The 15,357-nt window shown below is 64.9% G+C and carries 18 protein-coding genes; 9 read left to right on the top strand and 9 right to left on the bottom strand.

The window, feature by feature from the left end; all coding sequences use genetic code 11:
• The 5 genes from lipB to VDP74_RS06040 all read left to right on the top strand — a co-directional run bounded on the left by lipB (position 1) and on the right by VDP74_RS06040 (position 4,030).
• Positions 1-660 (top strand): lipoyl(octanoyl) transferase LipB, encoded by a 660-nt coding sequence (gene lipB, locus VDP74_RS06060; RefSeq protein WP_322998735.1) that lies wholly within the window; start codon positions 1-3, stop codon positions 658-660.
• Between the two features lie 2 nt (positions 661-662).
• On the top strand, positions 663-1,454 hold the full coding sequence (locus VDP74_RS06055; RefSeq protein ID WP_322998734.1) for an enoyl-CoA hydratase: 792 nt from the start codon (positions 663-665) through the stop codon (positions 1,452-1,454).
• A gap of 97 nt (positions 1,455-1,551) precedes the next feature.
• Positions 1,552-2,361 carry a formylglycine-generating enzyme family protein gene (locus tag VDP74_RS06050; protein WP_322998733.1) on the top strand — a complete coding sequence of 270 codons (810 nt, stop codon included), beginning with the start codon at positions 1,552-1,554 and terminating at the stop codon, positions 2,359-2,361.
• Between the two features lie 226 nt (positions 2,362-2,587).
• Positions 2,588-3,649, top strand: a complete 1,062-nt coding sequence (gene nirK, locus VDP74_RS06045; protein WP_322998732.1) for a copper-containing nitrite reductase — start codon at positions 2,588-2,590, stop codon at positions 3,647-3,649.
• Positions 3,650-3,712: 63 nt separating this feature from the next.
• On the top strand, positions 3,713-4,030 hold the full coding sequence (locus VDP74_RS06040; protein WP_322998731.1) for a c-type cytochrome: 318 nt from the start codon (positions 3,713-3,715) through the stop codon (positions 4,028-4,030).
• A gap of 3 nt (positions 4,031-4,033) precedes the next feature.
• Here the strand turns inward: VDP74_RS06040 and VDP74_RS06035 are convergent, their stop codons facing one another.
• Positions 4,034-5,065 (bottom strand): C45 family peptidase, encoded by a 1,032-nt coding sequence (locus VDP74_RS06035; protein WP_322998730.1) that lies wholly within the window; start codon positions 5,063-5,065, stop codon positions 4,034-4,036.
• Between the two features lie 6 nt (positions 5,066-5,071).
• Positions 5,072-5,938, bottom strand: coding sequence for a MurR/RpiR family transcriptional regulator (locus VDP74_RS06030; RefSeq protein WP_322998729.1), 867 nt, complete (start codon positions 5,936-5,938; stop codon positions 5,072-5,074).
• Between the two features lie 124 nt (positions 5,939-6,062).
• Between VDP74_RS06030 and VDP74_RS06025 the strand changes: the two genes are divergently transcribed.
• Both VDP74_RS06025 and VDP74_RS06020 read left to right on the top strand, forming a co-directional pair.
• On the top strand, positions 6,063-7,388 hold the full coding sequence (locus tag VDP74_RS06025; protein WP_322998728.1) for an aspartate aminotransferase family protein: 1,326 nt from the start codon (positions 6,063-6,065) through the stop codon (positions 7,386-7,388).
• A 48-nt stretch (positions 7,389-7,436) separates the two neighbouring features.
• Positions 7,437-7,964, top strand: coding sequence for a carboxymuconolactone decarboxylase family protein (locus tag VDP74_RS06020; RefSeq protein WP_322998727.1), 528 nt, complete (start codon positions 7,437-7,439; stop codon positions 7,962-7,964).
• Positions 7,965-8,096: 132 nt separating this feature from the next.
• Here the strand turns inward: VDP74_RS06020 and VDP74_RS06015 are convergent, their stop codons facing one another.
• Positions 8,097-8,663 carry a cob(I)yrinic acid a,c-diamide adenosyltransferase gene (locus VDP74_RS06015; RefSeq protein ID WP_322998726.1) on the bottom strand — a complete coding sequence of 189 codons (567 nt, stop codon included), beginning with the start codon at positions 8,661-8,663 and terminating at the stop codon, positions 8,097-8,099.
• Between the two features lie 31 nt (positions 8,664-8,694).
• Positions 8,695-9,129, bottom strand: a complete 435-nt coding sequence (locus tag VDP74_RS06010) for a GNAT family N-acetyltransferase (RefSeq protein WP_322998829.1) — start codon at positions 9,127-9,129, stop codon at positions 8,695-8,697.
• 123 nt (positions 9,130-9,252) lie between these two features.
• Between VDP74_RS06010 and VDP74_RS06005 the strand changes: the two genes are divergently transcribed.
• On the top strand, positions 9,253-9,609 hold the full coding sequence (locus VDP74_RS06005; RefSeq protein ID WP_322998725.1) for a copper-binding protein: 357 nt from the start codon (positions 9,253-9,255) through the stop codon (positions 9,607-9,609).
• 73 nt (positions 9,610-9,682) lie between these two features.
• Here the strand turns inward: VDP74_RS06005 and hslU are convergent, their stop codons facing one another.
• The 5 genes from hslU to VDP74_RS05980 all read right to left on the bottom strand — a co-directional run bounded on the left by hslU (position 9,683) and on the right by VDP74_RS05980 (position 14,510).
• Positions 9,683-11,014, bottom strand: coding sequence for an ATP-dependent protease ATPase subunit HslU (hslU, locus tag VDP74_RS06000; RefSeq protein ID WP_322998724.1), 1,332 nt, complete (start codon positions 11,012-11,014; stop codon positions 9,683-9,685).
• 8 nt (positions 11,015-11,022) lie between these two features.
• Positions 11,023-11,556 carry an ATP-dependent protease subunit HslV gene (gene hslV / locus VDP74_RS05995; RefSeq protein ID WP_322998723.1) on the bottom strand — a complete coding sequence of 178 codons (534 nt, stop codon included), beginning with the start codon at positions 11,554-11,556 and terminating at the stop codon, positions 11,023-11,025.
• Between the two features lie 167 nt (positions 11,557-11,723).
• A complete protein-coding gene (gene dksA, locus VDP74_RS05990; RefSeq protein ID WP_322998722.1) occupies positions 11,724-12,164 on the bottom strand; it encodes an RNA polymerase-binding protein DksA in 441 nt (146 codons plus the stop codon).
• 78 nt (positions 12,165-12,242) lie between these two features.
• Positions 12,243-13,364, bottom strand: a complete 1,122-nt coding sequence (locus VDP74_RS05985) for a GTP-binding protein (protein WP_322998721.1) — start codon at positions 13,362-13,364, stop codon at positions 12,243-12,245.
• A 159-nt stretch (positions 13,365-13,523) separates the two neighbouring features.
• Positions 13,524-14,510 carry a nucleoside recognition domain-containing protein gene (locus VDP74_RS05980; RefSeq protein ID WP_322998720.1) on the bottom strand — a complete coding sequence of 329 codons (987 nt, stop codon included), beginning with the start codon at positions 14,508-14,510 and terminating at the stop codon, positions 13,524-13,526.
• 184 nt (positions 14,511-14,694) lie between these two features.
• Here VDP74_RS05980 and VDP74_RS05975 point away from each other — a divergent pair, with 184 nt between their 5' ends.
• Positions 14,695-15,195 carry an Lrp/AsnC family transcriptional regulator gene (locus VDP74_RS05975; protein ID WP_322998719.1) on the top strand — a complete coding sequence of 167 codons (501 nt, stop codon included), beginning with the start codon at positions 14,695-14,697 and terminating at the stop codon, positions 15,193-15,195.
• The last annotated feature ends 162 nt before the right edge of the window (positions 15,196-15,357 follow it).

Genomic DNA, 15,357 nt, shown 5'->3' with positions numbered 1-15,357 from the left:
ATGCGCGTGCGTTGGCTGGATCGTCCCGCCCCCTATGTGCCGATCTGGCAGTCCATGCAGGACTTCACCGAAAGCCGCCAGGCTGACACGCCCGATGAACTCTGGCTGGTGGAACACGCCCCCGTCTATACCCTGGGGCAGGCCGGGCTGGAATCCCATATCCTGAATCCTCACGGGATTCCGGTCGTGCATTGCAATCGCGGCGGGCAGGTCACCTACCACGGGCCGGGACAGGTGGTGCTGTATACGCTGGTCGATCTGCGCCGGCGCGGGACGTTCGTGCGTGAATTCGTGACCTTGCTGGAACAGTCCGTGCTGGACGTGCTGGCGGACCTGGGCCTGCCGCAGGCCTGCCGCAAGCCCGGAGCCCCGGGCATCTATGTCCCGCCGGCGACGCTGACCCATCCGCAAGGCGATGCGCTGGCCAAGATCGCCGCGCTGGGCATCAAGGTCCGCCGGGGTTGCGCCTATCACGGCGTCGCCCTGAACGTAGACATGGATCTGGATCCGTTCCTGGGCATCAATCCCTGCGGCTACGCAGGGCTGCAGACCGTGGATTTGCGGTCCTGCGGGATCCATGCGAATCTGACAGACGTCGGCGAGCGCCTGGCCCGGCAGTTCACGGCGGCCTGGCAGGCGGCCCATCCCCAAGGAGACTGAACATGCAGGAACCCTCTGATGTGCTGGTGCTGGCGGAGCGCCACGGCGATGTGCTGACGCTGACGCTGAACCGGCCAGACCAGTTCAATGCGCTGTCCGAGGCGATGCTGGACGCGCTGCAGGCGCAGTTCGACGGCTGCCGAGACGACACGGGGCTGCGGGTCGTGGTGCTGGCGGCGCGGGGGCGGGCGTTCTGTGCGGGGCACGATCTGAAGCAGATGCGCACCCACGAAGGCGATGCGGACTACTACCGGGATCTGTTTGCGCGCTGCGGGCGGCTGATGCAGTCGATCGTGGGTTGTCCAGTGCCTGTGATTGCCCGGGTGCACGGGACGGCGACGGCAGCCGGCTGCCAACTGGTGGCCAGCTGCGATCTGGCCGTGGCGGCGGATACGGCCAGATTCGCGGTGTCGGGGATCAATGTAGGCTTGTTCTGTTCGACGCCGGCGGTGGCGTTGACGCGCAATGTGTCACTGAAGAACGCGTTCGAGATGCTGGTGACGGGGCAGTTCATCAGCGCGGCGCAGGCGGTGGAACGCGGGCTGGTGAACCATGCGGTGCCCGACGATCAACTGGATCAGGCGGTGTCGGGGCTGGTGGATGCGATTGTGGCCAAGAGCCCGCTGGCGGTGCGTATCGGCAAGGCGATGGTGTACCGGCAGCTGGGTATGCCGCTGCCGCAGGCATACGAGTACGCGGCGGGGGTGATGGCAGAGAACATGCTGACGGACGACGTATCCGAAGGGATTGACGCGTTCATGCAGAAGCGGCCTGCGCAGTTTCGGGGTAAGTAGGACAGCTTGCTTCCCGCAGAAACGGACCGCGCTTGATCCGCCTCAAGACGCACCCGCTGGCTTCCGCGTCCAATAGAGGGGTACAGAAGAGGCCCCCATGAAACCGAAAGCTCCGATCCTTGCCCGCGTCCCGGCCGCCCTGTGTGTCGCGCTGCTGGGCCTGACGCAGGCCGCAGCGGCGGCCGTGCCCGCCATCGACGTCGTTCCCATCCCTGCCGGCACCTTCACTTATCAGGCCGCTGGGGAATTCCTGAATCAGGGCCGGCCTGTGGACGCGCCCCGCGTCCAGGGCACCGTGCGGGCCGGCCAGGTCATCATGCGCCGGCAGGTCAGTCAGGCCGACTACCGGCGGTGCGTCCAGGCCGGCGCCTGCAAGCGGCTGGACAAGGGCTTTCGCGATCTTGATGCCGCCGACAAGCCCGCCGTCGGGGTCAGTTGGGCCGATGCCAGCGACTACGCCGCCTGGCTGTCGCGGGAAACCGGGCAGGCCTGGCGCCTGCCGGACTACACCGAATGGGTGCGCGCCGCCGCCGACCGCTACCGCGAAGAAGGCGCCTTGCCCTCGGACCCGGAAAATCCGGCCGTGCGCTGGCTGGCTGAATATGACCGCGAGATCGCCCGCAGCCGGGGTCGCGTCAAGCCTGCCCAGCCCTTCGGGCATTTTGGCACCAATGCCCTGGGCATTCACGACATGGGCGGCAACGTCTGGGAATGGACGGCCACCTGTTTCGCCAGCCACAGCGTCGGCACGCTGCCGCTGGCGCCGCGCGAGAACTGCGGCGTGCGCATCCTGGCAGGGGCGCATATCGCGGCCATGGCCGATTTCATTCGCGACCCGCGCAACGGCGCCTGCTCGATCGGCCTGCCGCCGGCGAATCTGGGATTCCGACTGGTCCGGGCTCTCTGAGGCCTCATGGCGCGGCGGCAGTTGCTGTTGCATTCCTGCGACAGGCAGCCACCGACCGGGCAGCGGCTTTTGCGTCAGATCAATGCTTTTTGCAGACACCTGAATTTTCCCTGAACGATATTGATCCAGCGCAATAAGGGTTAACCCATAGCGTGACAAGATGGAACCGTCGAAAAAGACGACAACATCAAAAAGGGAGTTGTATATGAAGGTATTTCGTCTGTGTATGACAGCCACGGCTCTGGCGTCCTTGCTGGCGGGCGGTGTGGCGCTTGCAGACCCTGCCGATAAGCTGGAGCACATCCGCCCCATGCTGGTCGCACCGCCCAACGTGATGAAGCACGAGCAGGCCACCACGGCCAAGCCGCGCGTCGTCGAATTCACCATGACGATCGAAGAAAAGAAAATCGTCATCGATGAAGAAAACGGTACGACCCTGCAGGCCATGACCTTCAACGGCACGATGCCGGGACCGACCATGGTGGTGCATGAAGGCGACTACGTGCAGTTGACCCTGATCAACCCGACCTCAAGCACGCTGGAACACAACATCGACTTCCACGCGTCGACGGGGGCGTTGGGCGGCGGTGCGCTGACCAAGATCAAGCCGGGCGAACAGACGGTGCTGCGCTTCAAAGCGGATCGGACTGGCGCCTTCATCTATCACTGCGCCCCGGAAGGCATGGTGCCCTGGCACGTCGTGTCCGGCATGAGCGGCACGCTGATGGTGCTGCCGCGCGAAGGCCTGAGCGATGGCAACGGCAAGAAGCTGACCTATGACAAGGCCTACACGATCGGTGAATTCGATCTGTACATCCCCAAGGATGAGAACGGCCAGTACAAGTCCTACGACACGCCGCTGGAAAGCTACGGCGATACGGTGGAAGTCATGCGCAAGCTGGTGCCCAGCCATATCGTGTTCAACGGCAAGGTCGGCGCGCTGATGGGCGAAGGCGCCCTGAAGGCCAAGGTCGGCGAGTCGGTGCTGTTCATCCACTCGTCCGCCAACCGCGACACGCGTCCGCACCTGATCGGCGGCCATGGCGACTACGTCTGGGCCACGGGCAAGTTCATCAACAAGCCGGAACGCAATCTGGAAACCTGGTTCATCCCGGGTGGTACGGCCGGAGCAGCGCTCTACACCTTCAAGCAGCCGGGCGTGTACGCCTACGTGAACCACAACCTGATCGAAGCCTTCGAGCTGGGTGCGGCGGGGCACGTGAAGGTGGAAGGCAAGTGGAACGACGACCTGATGAAACAGGTCCAGGCTCCCAGCCCGATCAAGTAAGAGTTGTCTGAAGTACGGGCCGGGCCGCCCGGCCCGGTCGACGAACGAATAACGGAGATGAACATGTTGAAGACCCTGAGTATCGCAACCCTGAGTCTGGCTCTGCTTCCCGCACTGGCCCTGGCTAGCGATGCCGGCACCCTGAAGCAGGGTGAAAAGCTCTACAAGACGGCGTGTATCGCGTGCCACAGCACGGGCGCGGCCAATGCGCCGAAACTGGGCAACAAGCAGGCCTGGGCGCCCATTCTTGCGCGCGGCATGGACGAAATCATGACGGTAGCCACCAACGGCAAGGGCGCGATGCCGGCTCGTGGCGGCACCAAGGCCGACGACGCCGCGCTGCGCGCCGCCGTCGAATACATGGTCAGCCGCGTCCAGTAATCGTCAGCTCTCGGCCGGGCGCAGGCCATTGAATCGGTAGTCCGGATGCCGGCCCCCAGGGCAGTAGACGGCCCAGCGGGGTTGTTCTCCGGACAGATCGATATCCGCCGTTGCCAGGGTGTTTTCCTGGTCGGTGTCGGCCAGGGACAGGCGCAGAATGGGTTCCGCGCCGTCCTGGGTGTCGCGCAGGATGTCCAGCGCACCGGCCTGCTGGTCCAGCAGTGTTTCGCCCCGCGACTGGCGGCGGGCCGATGATGACGTAACGACCTGGGGCAGATCCTGCTGGGCCTCGTGCAGAGCGTGGTTGGCATGCAGGCGCCGGTCCTGTCGGATGGGCCGCACGGACACCGCCGCCTGGCTGAATTCCACGCTGAATGTCGCGGCCTCGCCCGCCTGGCCGATGCCCAGGTGAAAGGCCCCCATGCGGGGCTGGGCCTGCAGCAGCGCGATGGCCTGAGACGGTGATTGGGTGGCCAGCAGCGCGCGGGTCAGCATCATGCGCGGCAGCCCCGCCGCCCGGGCTTTCCGGGCGCGGATGTTGTTCACGGTGATGGCCAGCCCCGTGCGGTTGACGGCAAAGGTATGCCCGGGCAGCGAGCCTGGGTACAGGAATGAGATGAAAGCGGGCGCGTCGATGGGTCGGACCCTGGCCAGGCCGCAGGCGCCGGCAAACCCCGGATCGCCGTCTTCGTTGTGGCTGAGCCGTTGGGGGGCCAGCACCGTGGTGCAGCCGTCCGGCGCCATGGCCCAGAGGTCGCCCCGGCAATTCCAGAGAAACACGTCTTCAGGCGGCAGTTCCAGGCCTTGCGACAGGCCGGCCAGTTCCTGTTCGATCCAGGGGAAATGCTGGTGCAGCAGCGCGCGCAGCGCCGGGATCCCGGGGTCGTTGCGATGACTCATGATCTGAGCCCAGGCGTCGGAATGGATCAGGTGGCTGTGGCAGGCGCGGGCGCCCCAGCGGCCCAGGACCAGGCCGATCTCGTGGTGCGAGCCGTGCGCCTCCAGCCAGGAAAGCGGGGAATGATCAGATGTCATGGCAGTTCAGATGTAGGCGCCGATGGCATGCAGCTGGTCTTCAGCCTGAGACAGGGCGGCGATGGCGCGTTCGCCACTGTGGATCAGCAGTTGCTGGGCCAGCATTTCGACCAGGGCCTGCAAGGCGACGGTCGAGGGGAAGAAGGAATGCCCCTGGGTCGGAAAAGTCAGCACATGGTCTGCCTGCAGTGCGATGGGGGCCACCTGGCTGTCGCACAGGGCCAGCACCGTGCAGTGCGAGGCCTGGGCAACCTGGGCGACCTGCAGGATCTCGCGCGAATAGGGCGCGTAGCTGATGAGGATGACCACGTCGGTGGGCTGCAGATGGTGCAGGTCCAGGCTCATGGTGCCGCCGGCGTTGTGCAGCAGCTGGACGTCCGGGCGAAACAGGCTGCACAGGTAGCACAGGCTGAATGCCGGCGGATAGGACGAGCGGTAGCCGGCGATCACGATGCGGGGCGCGCGCGCCAGCTGCGCCACGGCCTGGACCATCGCCTTGCGGTTGACGGGTTCCAGGGACATCAGGTTGCGGGATTGCTGCTGGCTGGCATTGTGCCAGGCAGTGAGTTCGGCTTCCGGGTGGTCGACCAGCGACTGGGCGCGTGCCGTATAGCTGCCGGGGCGTTGCTGCAGGTCGCGGGTGAACACGGATTTCAGGGCGTCCCAGCCGGTGTAGCCCAGGTGCTGGGCCAGGCGGACCAGCGTGGCGGGCTGCACGCCTGCCAGCGTGGCCAGCTTGCGCGCCGACAGGGTCGATACCTGGGCCGGATGGTCGATCAGGTAACGGGCGCCGGTCTGGAACTGGGGACTGAGCGCCGAAAATTGCGATTGGATATGCTGGATCAGCTCGTCGGGGGAATGGGGAGCAGTCATGATGTGATCCACAACGGAAAGTGGTCCTGGGTTTCATACGAATGTTTCATGATATATGATATAAGAAACATTTGTTGATTCCATCTATTTCGTGCCTGGTCCTGCGGGGCCGCGAGACCCTCATATGACTCATGTATTCCATCGGAATCCTCAGCATACGCTGAAACACGCCGTGCGCGGCCAGGGGGTTTCCCTGTTTGACGGGGACGGCCACGCCTATCTGGACGCCTCTGGCGGGGCAGCCGTATCCTGCCTGGGGCATGGTCACCCGGACATCATCGCCGCCATCAAGGCCCAGCTGGATCAGGTCGCCTATGCCCATTCCTCGTTCTTCACGACGCAGGTGTGCGAAGACCTGGCGGATTTCCTCGCGCAGCGGGCGCCCGGAGATCTGGATCACGTCTATTTCGTGTCGGGCGGGTCCGAATCGATCGAGGCCGCCTTGAAACTGGCCCGACAGTATTTCGTCGAAAGAGGAGAAACCGATCGCAGCCAGTTCATCGCGCGGCGCCAGAGCTATCACGGCAATACCCTGGGGGCCCTGGCCATTGGCGGCAATGCCTGGCGGCGCCAGCCGTTCCTGCCGCTGCTGACGCCGGCCCATCACGTGTCGCCGTGCTATGCCTACCGCGACCAGCGGGCCGACGAGACCGAAGAAGCCTACGCCCAGCGCCTGGCCGACGAACTGGACGCGATGATCCTCGAGATCGGGCCGGGGCGGGTGGCGGCCTTCGTGGCGGAAACGGTGGTGGGGGCCACGGCGGGCGCCGTGCCGCCCGTGCGGACCTACCTGCAACGCATCCGTCAGGTCTGCGACCGGCATGGGGTGCTGCTGATTCTGGACGAAGTCATGTCCGGCATGGGGCGCACCGGTCATCTGTTCGCCTGCGCGGAAGATGGCGTGGCGCCGGACATCCTGACCATCGCCAAGGGCCTGGGGGCAGGGTATCAGCCCATCGGCGCCCTGCTGGCCAGCCGCCGCATATACGACACCATCGTGCAGGGCAGCGGCTTCTTCCAGCACGGCCACACCTACATGGGCCACGCCACGGCTTGCGCCGCTGCCCTGGCGGTGCAGCGGGTGATCGAACGCGACGATCTTCTGGCCAATGTGCGCGCCCGGGGCGAACAATTGCGGGCGAGGCTGCGCGAGGTCTTCGCCGATCACCCCAACGTGGGCGACATCCGGGGCCGGGGGTTGTTCGTCGGGGTGGAATTCGTGCGGGATCGGGACAGCAAGGCCGCGCTGGATCCCGCGCTGAAAACGCATGCCAGGCTGAAGAAGCAGGCCATGGACAACGGCCTGATGATGTATCCCATGGGCGGCACGATCGACGGCGTGCACGGCGATCATGTCCTGTTGGCGCCGCCCTTCATCTGCACGGTGGCCGATATCGGCCAGATCGTGGATCGCCTGGACCGCACGGTGCGCCAGGTCCTGCCGGTCTGAACCTTACCCTATCCGGGCCGCGTGCCCGGCATTTTCACGGAGACCTCCATGGCCCGATTGTCTTATGCGGACCTGCAGCAGGGCGCTGCCGCCGGCCTTGCCCAGCGCATCATCGCTGAACGCGGCAGCGTGCTGCACCTGTACCAGATGCTGCTGCACAGTCCCCCGGTAGCCGAAGGCTGGCTGGGCTACCTGACGGCGATCCGCCAGAAGTCAGGGCTGGATGGATCTGTGCGCGAACTGGTGATCATGCGCATTGCCCATTTGAACCGCGCGCCTTACGAGGCCGACCAGCATGCGCCCATCGCCTTGCGCGAGGGTCTGCGCCAGGATCAGCTGGATGTCCTGGGGCAGACCGAATGGCCGGCAGGCCTGTTCGATGATCGCCAGGCCGCCGTGCTGGCCTATGCGGATGCCATGACGCGTTCGGTGCAGGTGCCCGACGCCGTCTTTGATGCCGTCCGGGCGCACTTTCCGGATTCCGAATTGGTGGAATTGACGGCGACGATCGCCGCCTACAACATGGTGTCGCGCTTTCTGGAAGCCCTGCAGGTGCATTCCGACGATCAACGTTGATCGCATCGCCCACCTCGCGGCCTGCAAGCCGTACGTGTTGGCGTATCGTCCACCTCGCGGCTTGCAAGCCGTACGTGTTGGCGTATCGCCCACCTCGCGGCTTGCAAGCCGCTCCGATTCGACAGGCGCGAATCAGTCCGCAGGGGACTGATTCGTGTCCTGTCTCATCCATAGCGTGTCTGGGATGTCTGTTGCGCGGTTCAGCCAGCGGGCCAGCACGAAGCACAGGTCCGACAGGCGGTTCAGGTAATGCAGCACCGGCGGGTTCACGGTGTCCTGACGGGATAGCGTCACGACGGACCGTTCCGCGCGGCGGGCGATGGTGCGCGCCATGTGCGCATGGGCTGCGGCGGGGCAGCCGCCAGGCAGGATGAATTCCTTCAGCGGTCCCAGGGCCTCGTTGTAATGGGCGAGGGCCTGGTCCAGGCGCAGGACGTGCTCGTCCTTCAGGGCGGTCCAGCCGGGGATGCACAGTTCGCCGCCCAGATCGAACAGGTCGTGCTGGATGCGACCCAGCAAGGCATCGACGTCCTCCGGCAAGCCGGTGGTGCGCCACAGCCCGATGGCGCTGTTCAGTTCGTCCACGTCGCCCAGCGCGGTGATGCGCGGGGCATCCTTGGGCACGCGGGTCTTGTCGCCCAGCCCGGTGGTGCCGTCATCGCCGGTGCGGGTGGATACGATGGAGACGCGAATCGACATGCTGGGCTCCTGCAAGAAGATTGGGTTGGTTTCAGTCTTGCGCCGCCAGGCGCTGCAGGGCCTCGCCGGTCACGCGCACGACGCGCCAGTCGTCCAGGATCTCGCCGCCGTGATGCTTGTAGAAATCGATGGCGTTCTGGTTCCAGTCCAGCACCACCCATTCGAATCGGCCGCAGCCCAGTTCCACCGCCATGGCCGCCAGGTGCTTCAACACCCAGCCGCCCAGGCCTTGCCCCCGATGGGCTGGCGAGATGTAGACATCTTCCAGATACAGGCCGCGCCGATCCAGGAAACTGGAATAGTTGTGAAACCACATGATGTAGGCGATCGCCGTGTCCGGGGCGGATTCCGTCGTGATCACCAGGCACCGCGCAGCGGGCTCGGGGCCAAAGAAGCTGGCGCGCAGGCTGTCGTGGCTGGCCTTGAAGATATCGGTCAGTTTCTCGAAGACAGCCATTTCGAGCATCAGGGCGTGGATGGCCGGGATGTCGGACTCGGTGGCGGGCCGAAGGATGTAGCCGGGGACGGGGATGGGCAAGATGAACTCTGTTTCGCGGTATGCTTGAATCAACAAACGGGAGTGTAGCCCATGCGTTTTCGTGCCTTGCGCATCCTGAATCTTCTGGCCGCCTTGCGCTGGGCCGGCCCCTGTGCGGCCCTGTGCGCCCTCGTGCTGCCGGCCGCGCTGGCCTGGCCGCCCCTGGCGGCGGCCCAGGCCCAGCCGGTGCAGGCCCAGGCCAGCGGCCAGGTCGTGCGCGTCGATGCCGCCGCCGGCAAGATCGCCATCCGCCACGGGGCGATCAGCAAACTGGACCTGCCCGCCATGACCCTGGTCTATCACCTGGATCCCGCCCTGCTGCGGGGTATTGCGGCGGGTGACACAGTGGACTTCACGGCGCAGCGCGCCAGCGGCCAATACCAGATCACTGCGCTGAAAAAGAAATGAAAAACCCCGCCGGGGCGCGCAGCCCGTGGCGGGGTGGTCGGGCCGGAGCCAGCCAGATCGAAGGCTGCGGCGGCTACAGCACGTAGCGGGCCAGGTCCTGGCTGCCGGCGGTTTCCGACAGCTTGTCGTTGACGTAGTCGGCGTCGATCACCACGGATTGCGATCCTGGGCTGGCCGCCTCGAACGACAGGTCTTCCAGCAGCTTTTCCATGATGGTGTACAGGCGGCGGGCGCCGATGTTTTCCGTACGCTCGTTGACTTCGAAGGCCAGCTCGGCCATCCGGCGGATGCCGTCCTCGGTGAATTCCAGGGTGACGTCTTCCGTGGCCATCAGGGCGCTGTATTGTTTGGTCAGGGATGCGTCGGTGGCGCTCAGGATGCGCACGAAATCGTCCGTGCTCAGGGAATCCAGTTCCACCCGGATCGGAAAGCGCCCCTGCAGTTCCGGGATCAGGTCTGACGGCCGCGACAGGTGAAAGGCGCCCGAGGCGATGAACAGGATGTGGTCGGTGTGGACCATGCCGTATTTGGTGTTCACGGATGTGCCTTCGACCAGCGGCAGCAGATCGCGCTGCACGCCCTGGCGGGATACATCGGATCCGCCGGCCTCCTGGCGCGTGGCGATCTTGTCGATTTCGTCCAGAAAGACGATGCCGTGCTGCTCGGCCAGCGTGACGGCCTGCGTGCGCAGGTCTTCCTCGTTGATTCGGCGGGCGGCTTCCTCTTCGGTCAGCAGGCGGAATGCTTCCTTGACTGACAGCTTGCGGGTCTTGGTCTTGCCCTGCGACATGCCGGCGAACATGCCGCGCAGCTGCTCGGTCATTTCCTCCATGCCCGGCGGCGCCATGATTTCCATGTGCGCTGGCGTCTGGGCGATCTCGATGTCGATCTGGGTCTCGTCCAGCTTGCCTTCGCGCAGGCGTTTGCGGAACACCTGGCGGGTGTTGGTTTCCTCGCGTTCGGGCTCGCCCTGGGCGTTGCGCGACGGGGGCAGCAGGGCGTCCAGGATGCGGTCTTCGGCGGCGTCCTCGGCCTGGGTGCGCACGCGGCGCGTTTCGGTTTCGCGCACCTGCTTGATGGCGACGTCCACCAGATCGCGCACGATGGTGTCCACGTCGCGGCCCACATAGCCGACCTCCGTGAATTTCGTGGCCTCGATCTTGATGAAGGGCGCGTTGGCCAGGCGGGCCAGGCGGCGGGCGATTTCGGTCTTGCCAACGCCGGTCGGGCCGATCATCAGGATGTTCTTGGGGACGATCTCGTGGCGCAGGGGCTCGGCGACCTGCTGGCGGCGCCAGCGGTTGCGCAGGGCCACTGCGACGGAGCGCTTGGCCTTGTCCTGGCCGACGATGTTCTTGTCCAGTTCCGAGACGATTTCCCGGGGGGTCATGGGTGTGGCGGACATGGCGGGCCTTATAGGGTTTCGACGATGTGGTTCTGGTTGGTGTAGATGCACAGGTCCCCGGCGATTTCCAGGGATTTCTTGACGATCTCGGCCGGTGTCATCTCGGTGGCGTCCAGCAGGGCGCGGGCGGCGGATTGCGCATAGGCACCCCCGGAACCGATGGCGGCGATGCCGTGTTCCGGTTCCAGGACGTCGCCGTTGCCGGTCAGGATCAGGGTGTGTTCGTGATCCGCGACGATCAGCATGGCTTCCAGCCTGCGCAGCACCCGGTCGGTGCGCCAGTCGCGGGTCAGCTCGACGGCTGCGCGCATCAGGTGGCCCTGGTGTTTTTCCAGCTTGGCCTCGAAGCGTTCCTGCAGCGTGAAGGCATCGGCCGTGGCGCCGGCGAAACCGGCCAGCACCTTGTCGTGATACAGGCGGCGGATCTTGCGGGCTGTGCCCTTGATGACGATGTTGCCCAGCGTGACCTGGCCGTCGCCGCCCAGGGCGACGTCATTGCCGCGGCGAACGCAGACGATGGTGGTGGCGTGAAATTGTTCCATGGCAGTCTCTTGGTCCAAGATCTTGCAGATGGGGATGGCGGCGGCGGAATTCAAGCCTCGCCTTTCAGGCAGGGGCGTGCAACGCGCGATGAGGGCATGAAAGAAAAACGGCTCCTGTGCCGGTAAGGGCTGGAGCCGTCGTGTCGGGCGCGCACTGGCGCCCGGGGTCAGTCGCCGTAGAGCTTCTGGCGCATTTCGCGGCGTTCCTGGGCTTCCAGGGACAAGGTGGCCGTGGGGCGCGCCAGCAGGCGGGGAATGCCGATGGGTTCGCCGGTTTCTTCGCACCAGCCATATTCGCCGGAGTCGATCCGGGCGATGGATTGCTGAACCTTTTTCAGCAGCTTGCGTTCGCGGTCGCGGGTACGCAGTTCCAGCGCGTGTTCTTCCTCGATCGTGGCCCGGTCGGCCGGGTCCGGCACGTACTGGGTTTCGCGCAGGTTTTCCGTGGTGGCGCCTGCATTGGTCAGGATTTCATGTTCGAGCTGATGCAGGCGATCCCGAAAGAAGGCGAGCTGGGCATCGTTCATGTAGTCCCGTTCAGGCATCGCCAACAGTTCCTTTTCGGTCAGGGTCTTGGCTGCCGATTTGGTGCTGGATTTGCTAGCCATGTTGTGTCCTTCCTTATTATGTGCCGGGGCCTGTCGTCCGCATCCCGAAAGTACAGCGGGGCAGCGTGGGGTGGGCGGTCAGGCCAGGCATTGTTCGAGCCCCTGAGTAAAGATGTCTTGAGGCAGTTTACGGCCGATGAATACCAGCCGGGTATTCGGTTTTTCACTGGCTTTCCACGGCGAACCGGGTTCGGCGCCCATCATCATGTGCACGCCCTGGAACACCATGCGGCGGTTGATGCCCTTGATGTACAGGATGCCTTTGTAGCGCAGCAGGTCCGGTCCGTAGACCTGGACGATGCCGCCCAGAAAGTCTTCCAGGCGTTCCGGGTCGAACGCCTTGTTGGAGCGGAACACGAAGGCGCCGATGTCGTCGCTGTGGTGGGCGTGGTGGTGATCGTGGTGGTCGTGGGTGCAGCCCGCCCCGCAGGCGTGGCCGTCCTCGTCGTGATCGTGGTCGTGATCGTGGTCGTGGTCGTGGTCGTGACCATGGTCATGATCATGGGCGTCTTCTTCCGCCAGGAAGGCGGGGTCGATGTCCAGGATGGCGTCCAGGTCGAAGCCGCTGACGTCCAGCAGGGTATTCAGGTCGGTTTCGCCGAAATGCACCGGCGTGATCGAGGCGCGGGGGTTGATGCGCACCAGGCGGGCGCGCAGGGCCTCGTAGTCGGCCTCATTGACCAGGTCTTTCTTGGAAATCAGGATGCGGTCGGCGAAACCGACCTGACGCTGGGCTTCTTCCTGGCGGTCCAGCGTGGCCATGCCGTGCTTGGCGTCGACCACGGTGATGACGGCGTCCAGCCGGTAGGTCTCGGCAATGTCGTCGTCCATGAAGAAGGTCTGGCACACCGGACCGGGGTTGGCCATGCCGGTGGTTTCGATGATGACGCGGTCGAACTGCGGGCCGCCGGCCTTGCGGCGGGCAGCCAGGTCGTTCAGGGTGCGGATCAGGTCGCCGCGCACCGTGCAGCAGACGCAGCCGTTGCTCAGTTCGACGATCTGCTCGTCGCGGTCCTGCACCAGCAGGTCGTTGTCGATGTTTTCCTCGCCGAATTCGTTTTCGATGACGGCGATGCGCTGGCCGTGGAATTCTGTAAGGATGCGGCGCAGCAGCGTGGTTTTGCCCGCGCCCAGGAACCCCGTCAGCACGGTGACGGGGATCATGGAATCAGGGTTTCGGGCGGGATTGGCAGCGTTCATGATGACCTCGAATGCGATGCGCCGTCCCGATGATGCAGCGAGATCGGAAAGCCATTCCGGCCTTGCGCTCCTTGTCAAGGGGTGCGGGCAATCAGCATGCGATTACATCATAGGCAGGGGTTTAGGGCAAACTTGGCAGGAAGAATGTTCGGGGCGGCATCAGTCCGTCGGAGGCGATGGGCTGGCCGCGCGGGCCGCCAGATGCCTGCCCCAGCGCGTGTGCGGCTGCGTCAGCGCTGCGATCACCGCCAGAATGCCCAGGGTCAGCAGCCCGCGCCAGACCAGGATCACCCAGATGTTGGCGCCCAGCGCCAGGATCAACAGAGTGTCTTCGATCAATGCGTGACACAGCGACAGCCAGGACAGGGCCAGCAGGCGCGTGCGCGGACTGAAGCCTTCGCGTTCCGCAGCCTCGATGATCAGGGCGCCACCGTATGCCAGGCCCAGCAGCACCCCTACCGTGGTCAGCGGCGCCGCGCGTTCTTCCAGTCCCGACAGCCGCAGCACAGGGGTCAGCAGGCGCGTCACCAGGCGCGTGATTCTCAGACGCTCCAGCAGGTCCAGCAGAATCACCATGCCGATGATCACGACCAGCACCAGCAGCAGGGATTGAACAGTGGACAGCAACCAGGTCGCGACATCCGGCGGCCCCTGGGTCAGCCCGGCATCCTGGCTCATCCAGGCAAACGAGACGGGATCCTGCAGCCAGCCCATGGCTTGGCAGATCCAGGTGACGGCGGTGCCGTACAGCAGGCCGACCGCCACCCGCAGCCCGCCCGTCACCAGGGCGCTGGCGCCTGCGCGGCGCACCACGGATTGCTCGGTCGGCACATTGTGAGCAAACAGCATCATGGCGCCCAGCGCGCTGACCTGGGCGACGTTCATCTGCAGGCTGTCGGACAGCGCAGCCATCGACGCCATGCCGCCATAGATGTTGGTGATGATGGTGGTGGCCCAGATGATGCCCGCCTGCGGTGGCAGTCCCAGCAGCGCCATTACCGGCGCCAGGGCTTCACCGGCCAGCCGTACCAGGCCGAATCGGTCCGCCACATAGACGATGACCATGACGGGCACCATGATGCGGGCGATCGTCATGAACATGCGTGTGCTGCGCTGGCGGATGGTGTTCAGGTAATGAAGAATCATGACGCAGCGGGAAAGAGCATCGGTCCGTGGGTCCGGTCTGTGCGCCGGTAGATGCTGGAATTGTAAGCGGCGCGCGTGTGCGCCGGAGAGAAGCGTCCATCCCGGGATCGGCCCGGTTTGCCAGAGCGGGCCTCCTGCCTCTATTCTGAGGACCTCATCGATTCTTGATTCATACCGGAAGCCCATGACGCCCGAGGACCTGGACCAGACCGATCGACTCCTCCTGATGTATCTGCAGCAGGATGGCCGCATCAGCAACCAAGAGCTCGCCCAGCGGGTCGACCTGTCGCCCAGCCCCTGCCTGCGCCGTGTCAAACGCCTGGAAGAACAGGGCTATATCCGCCGCTATGTGGCGCTGGTCGAGCCGGCGCGTCTGGGCTTGGGCCTGCTGGCATATATCTCGGTGCGCCTGGACAAGTCCCAGCGGGCAGAACACAGCGCAATCACTGGTTTCGCGCAGGACGTGCAGGGCTGGCCCGAAGTCACGCAGTGCTATGCCATGTCCGGCGATATGGATTATCTGTTGCGCGTGCAGGTGTCCGACTTGTCCGCCTTTTCGCGGTTCGCAATGGATATCCTGATGCGCCACCCGGCCGTGGTCGACATCCGCAGCAGTTTCGCCCTGCGCTCGATCAAGGAAACCACCGAACTGCCCGTCGCCCTGACGGACGAGCCCCTGATGTAGTTGGGGCCGTGGCGGTCCCTTATATGGACATAAGGCATCGCTATATAGAGGCGGAGTCCAGGCGGATCGATCAGCCTGAAATTTATTTTCTGCCCGACTTGCGCGGCGCAAAAAAGCTGTGCTATAGTTCGGTCTCTTCGCCGCAGGGCACTTAGGGTTAAC

Origin of the sequence: Castellaniella sp., assembly GCF_034674885.1 — a bacterium.
Taxonomy (GTDB): Bacteria; Pseudomonadota; Gammaproteobacteria; order Burkholderiales; family Burkholderiaceae_B; genus Castellaniella.
The sequence above is the reverse complement of the archived record's forward strand: the minus strand, read 5'-3'. Positions and strand labels throughout refer to the sequence as shown.

Excerpts from the sequence above, each read along its gene's own strand:
- VDP74_RS06050 (WP_322998733.1), top strand. The coding sequence starts at position 1,552 with ATGAAACCGAAAGCTCCGATCCTTGCCCGCGTCCCGGCCGCCCTGTGT.
- VDP74_RS06025 (WP_322998728.1), top strand. The coding sequence starts at position 6,063 with ATGACTCATGTATTCCATCGGAATCCTCAGCATACGCTGAAACACGCC.
- VDP74_RS05985 (WP_322998721.1), bottom strand. The coding sequence starts at position 13,364 with ATGAACGCTGCCAATCCCGCCCGAAACCCTGATTCCATGATCCCCGTC.
- nirK (WP_322998732.1), top strand. The coding sequence starts at position 2,588 with ATGACAGCCACGGCTCTGGCGTCCTTGCTGGCGGGCGGTGTGGCGCTT.
- VDP74_RS06010 (WP_322998829.1), bottom strand. The coding sequence starts at position 9,129 with ATGCTCGAAATGGCTGTCTTCGAGAAACTGACCGATATCTTCAAGGCC.
- hslV (WP_322998723.1), bottom strand. The coding sequence starts at position 11,556 with ATGGAACAATTTCACGCCACCACCATCGTCTGCGTTCGCCGCGGCAAT.
- lipB (WP_322998735.1), top strand. The coding sequence starts at position 1 with ATGCGCGTGCGTTGGCTGGATCGTCCCGCCCCCTATGTGCCGATCTGG.
- hslU (WP_322998724.1), bottom strand. The coding sequence starts at position 11,014 with ATGTCCGCCACACCCATGACCCCCCGGGAAATCGTCTCGGAACTGGAC.
- VDP74_RS05975 (WP_322998719.1), top strand. The coding sequence starts at position 14,695 with ATGACGCCCGAGGACCTGGACCAGACCGATCGACTCCTCCTGATGTAT.
- VDP74_RS06005 (WP_322998725.1), top strand. The coding sequence starts at position 9,253 with ATGCGTTTTCGTGCCTTGCGCATCCTGAATCTTCTGGCCGCCTTGCGC.
- VDP74_RS06015 (WP_322998726.1), bottom strand. The coding sequence starts at position 8,663 with ATGTCGATTCGCGTCTCCATCGTATCCACCCGCACCGGCGATGACGGC.
- dksA (WP_322998722.1), bottom strand. The coding sequence starts at position 12,164 with ATGGCTAGCAAATCCAGCACCAAATCGGCAGCCAAGACCCTGACCGAA.
- VDP74_RS06040 (WP_322998731.1), top strand. The coding sequence starts at position 3,713 with ATGTTGAAGACCCTGAGTATCGCAACCCTGAGTCTGGCTCTGCTTCCC.
- VDP74_RS06030 (WP_322998729.1), bottom strand. The coding sequence starts at position 5,938 with ATGACTGCTCCCCATTCCCCCGACGAGCTGATCCAGCATATCCAATCG.
- VDP74_RS06055 (WP_322998734.1), top strand. The coding sequence starts at position 663 with ATGCAGGAACCCTCTGATGTGCTGGTGCTGGCGGAGCGCCACGGCGAT.
- VDP74_RS05980 (WP_322998720.1), bottom strand. The coding sequence starts at position 14,510 with ATGATTCTTCATTACCTGAACACCATCCGCCAGCGCAGCACACGCATG.
- VDP74_RS06020 (WP_322998727.1), top strand. The coding sequence starts at position 7,437 with ATGGCCCGATTGTCTTATGCGGACCTGCAGCAGGGCGCTGCCGCCGGC.
- VDP74_RS06035 (WP_322998730.1), bottom strand. The coding sequence starts at position 5,065 with ATGACATCTGATCATTCCCCGCTTTCCTGGCTGGAGGCGCACGGCTCG.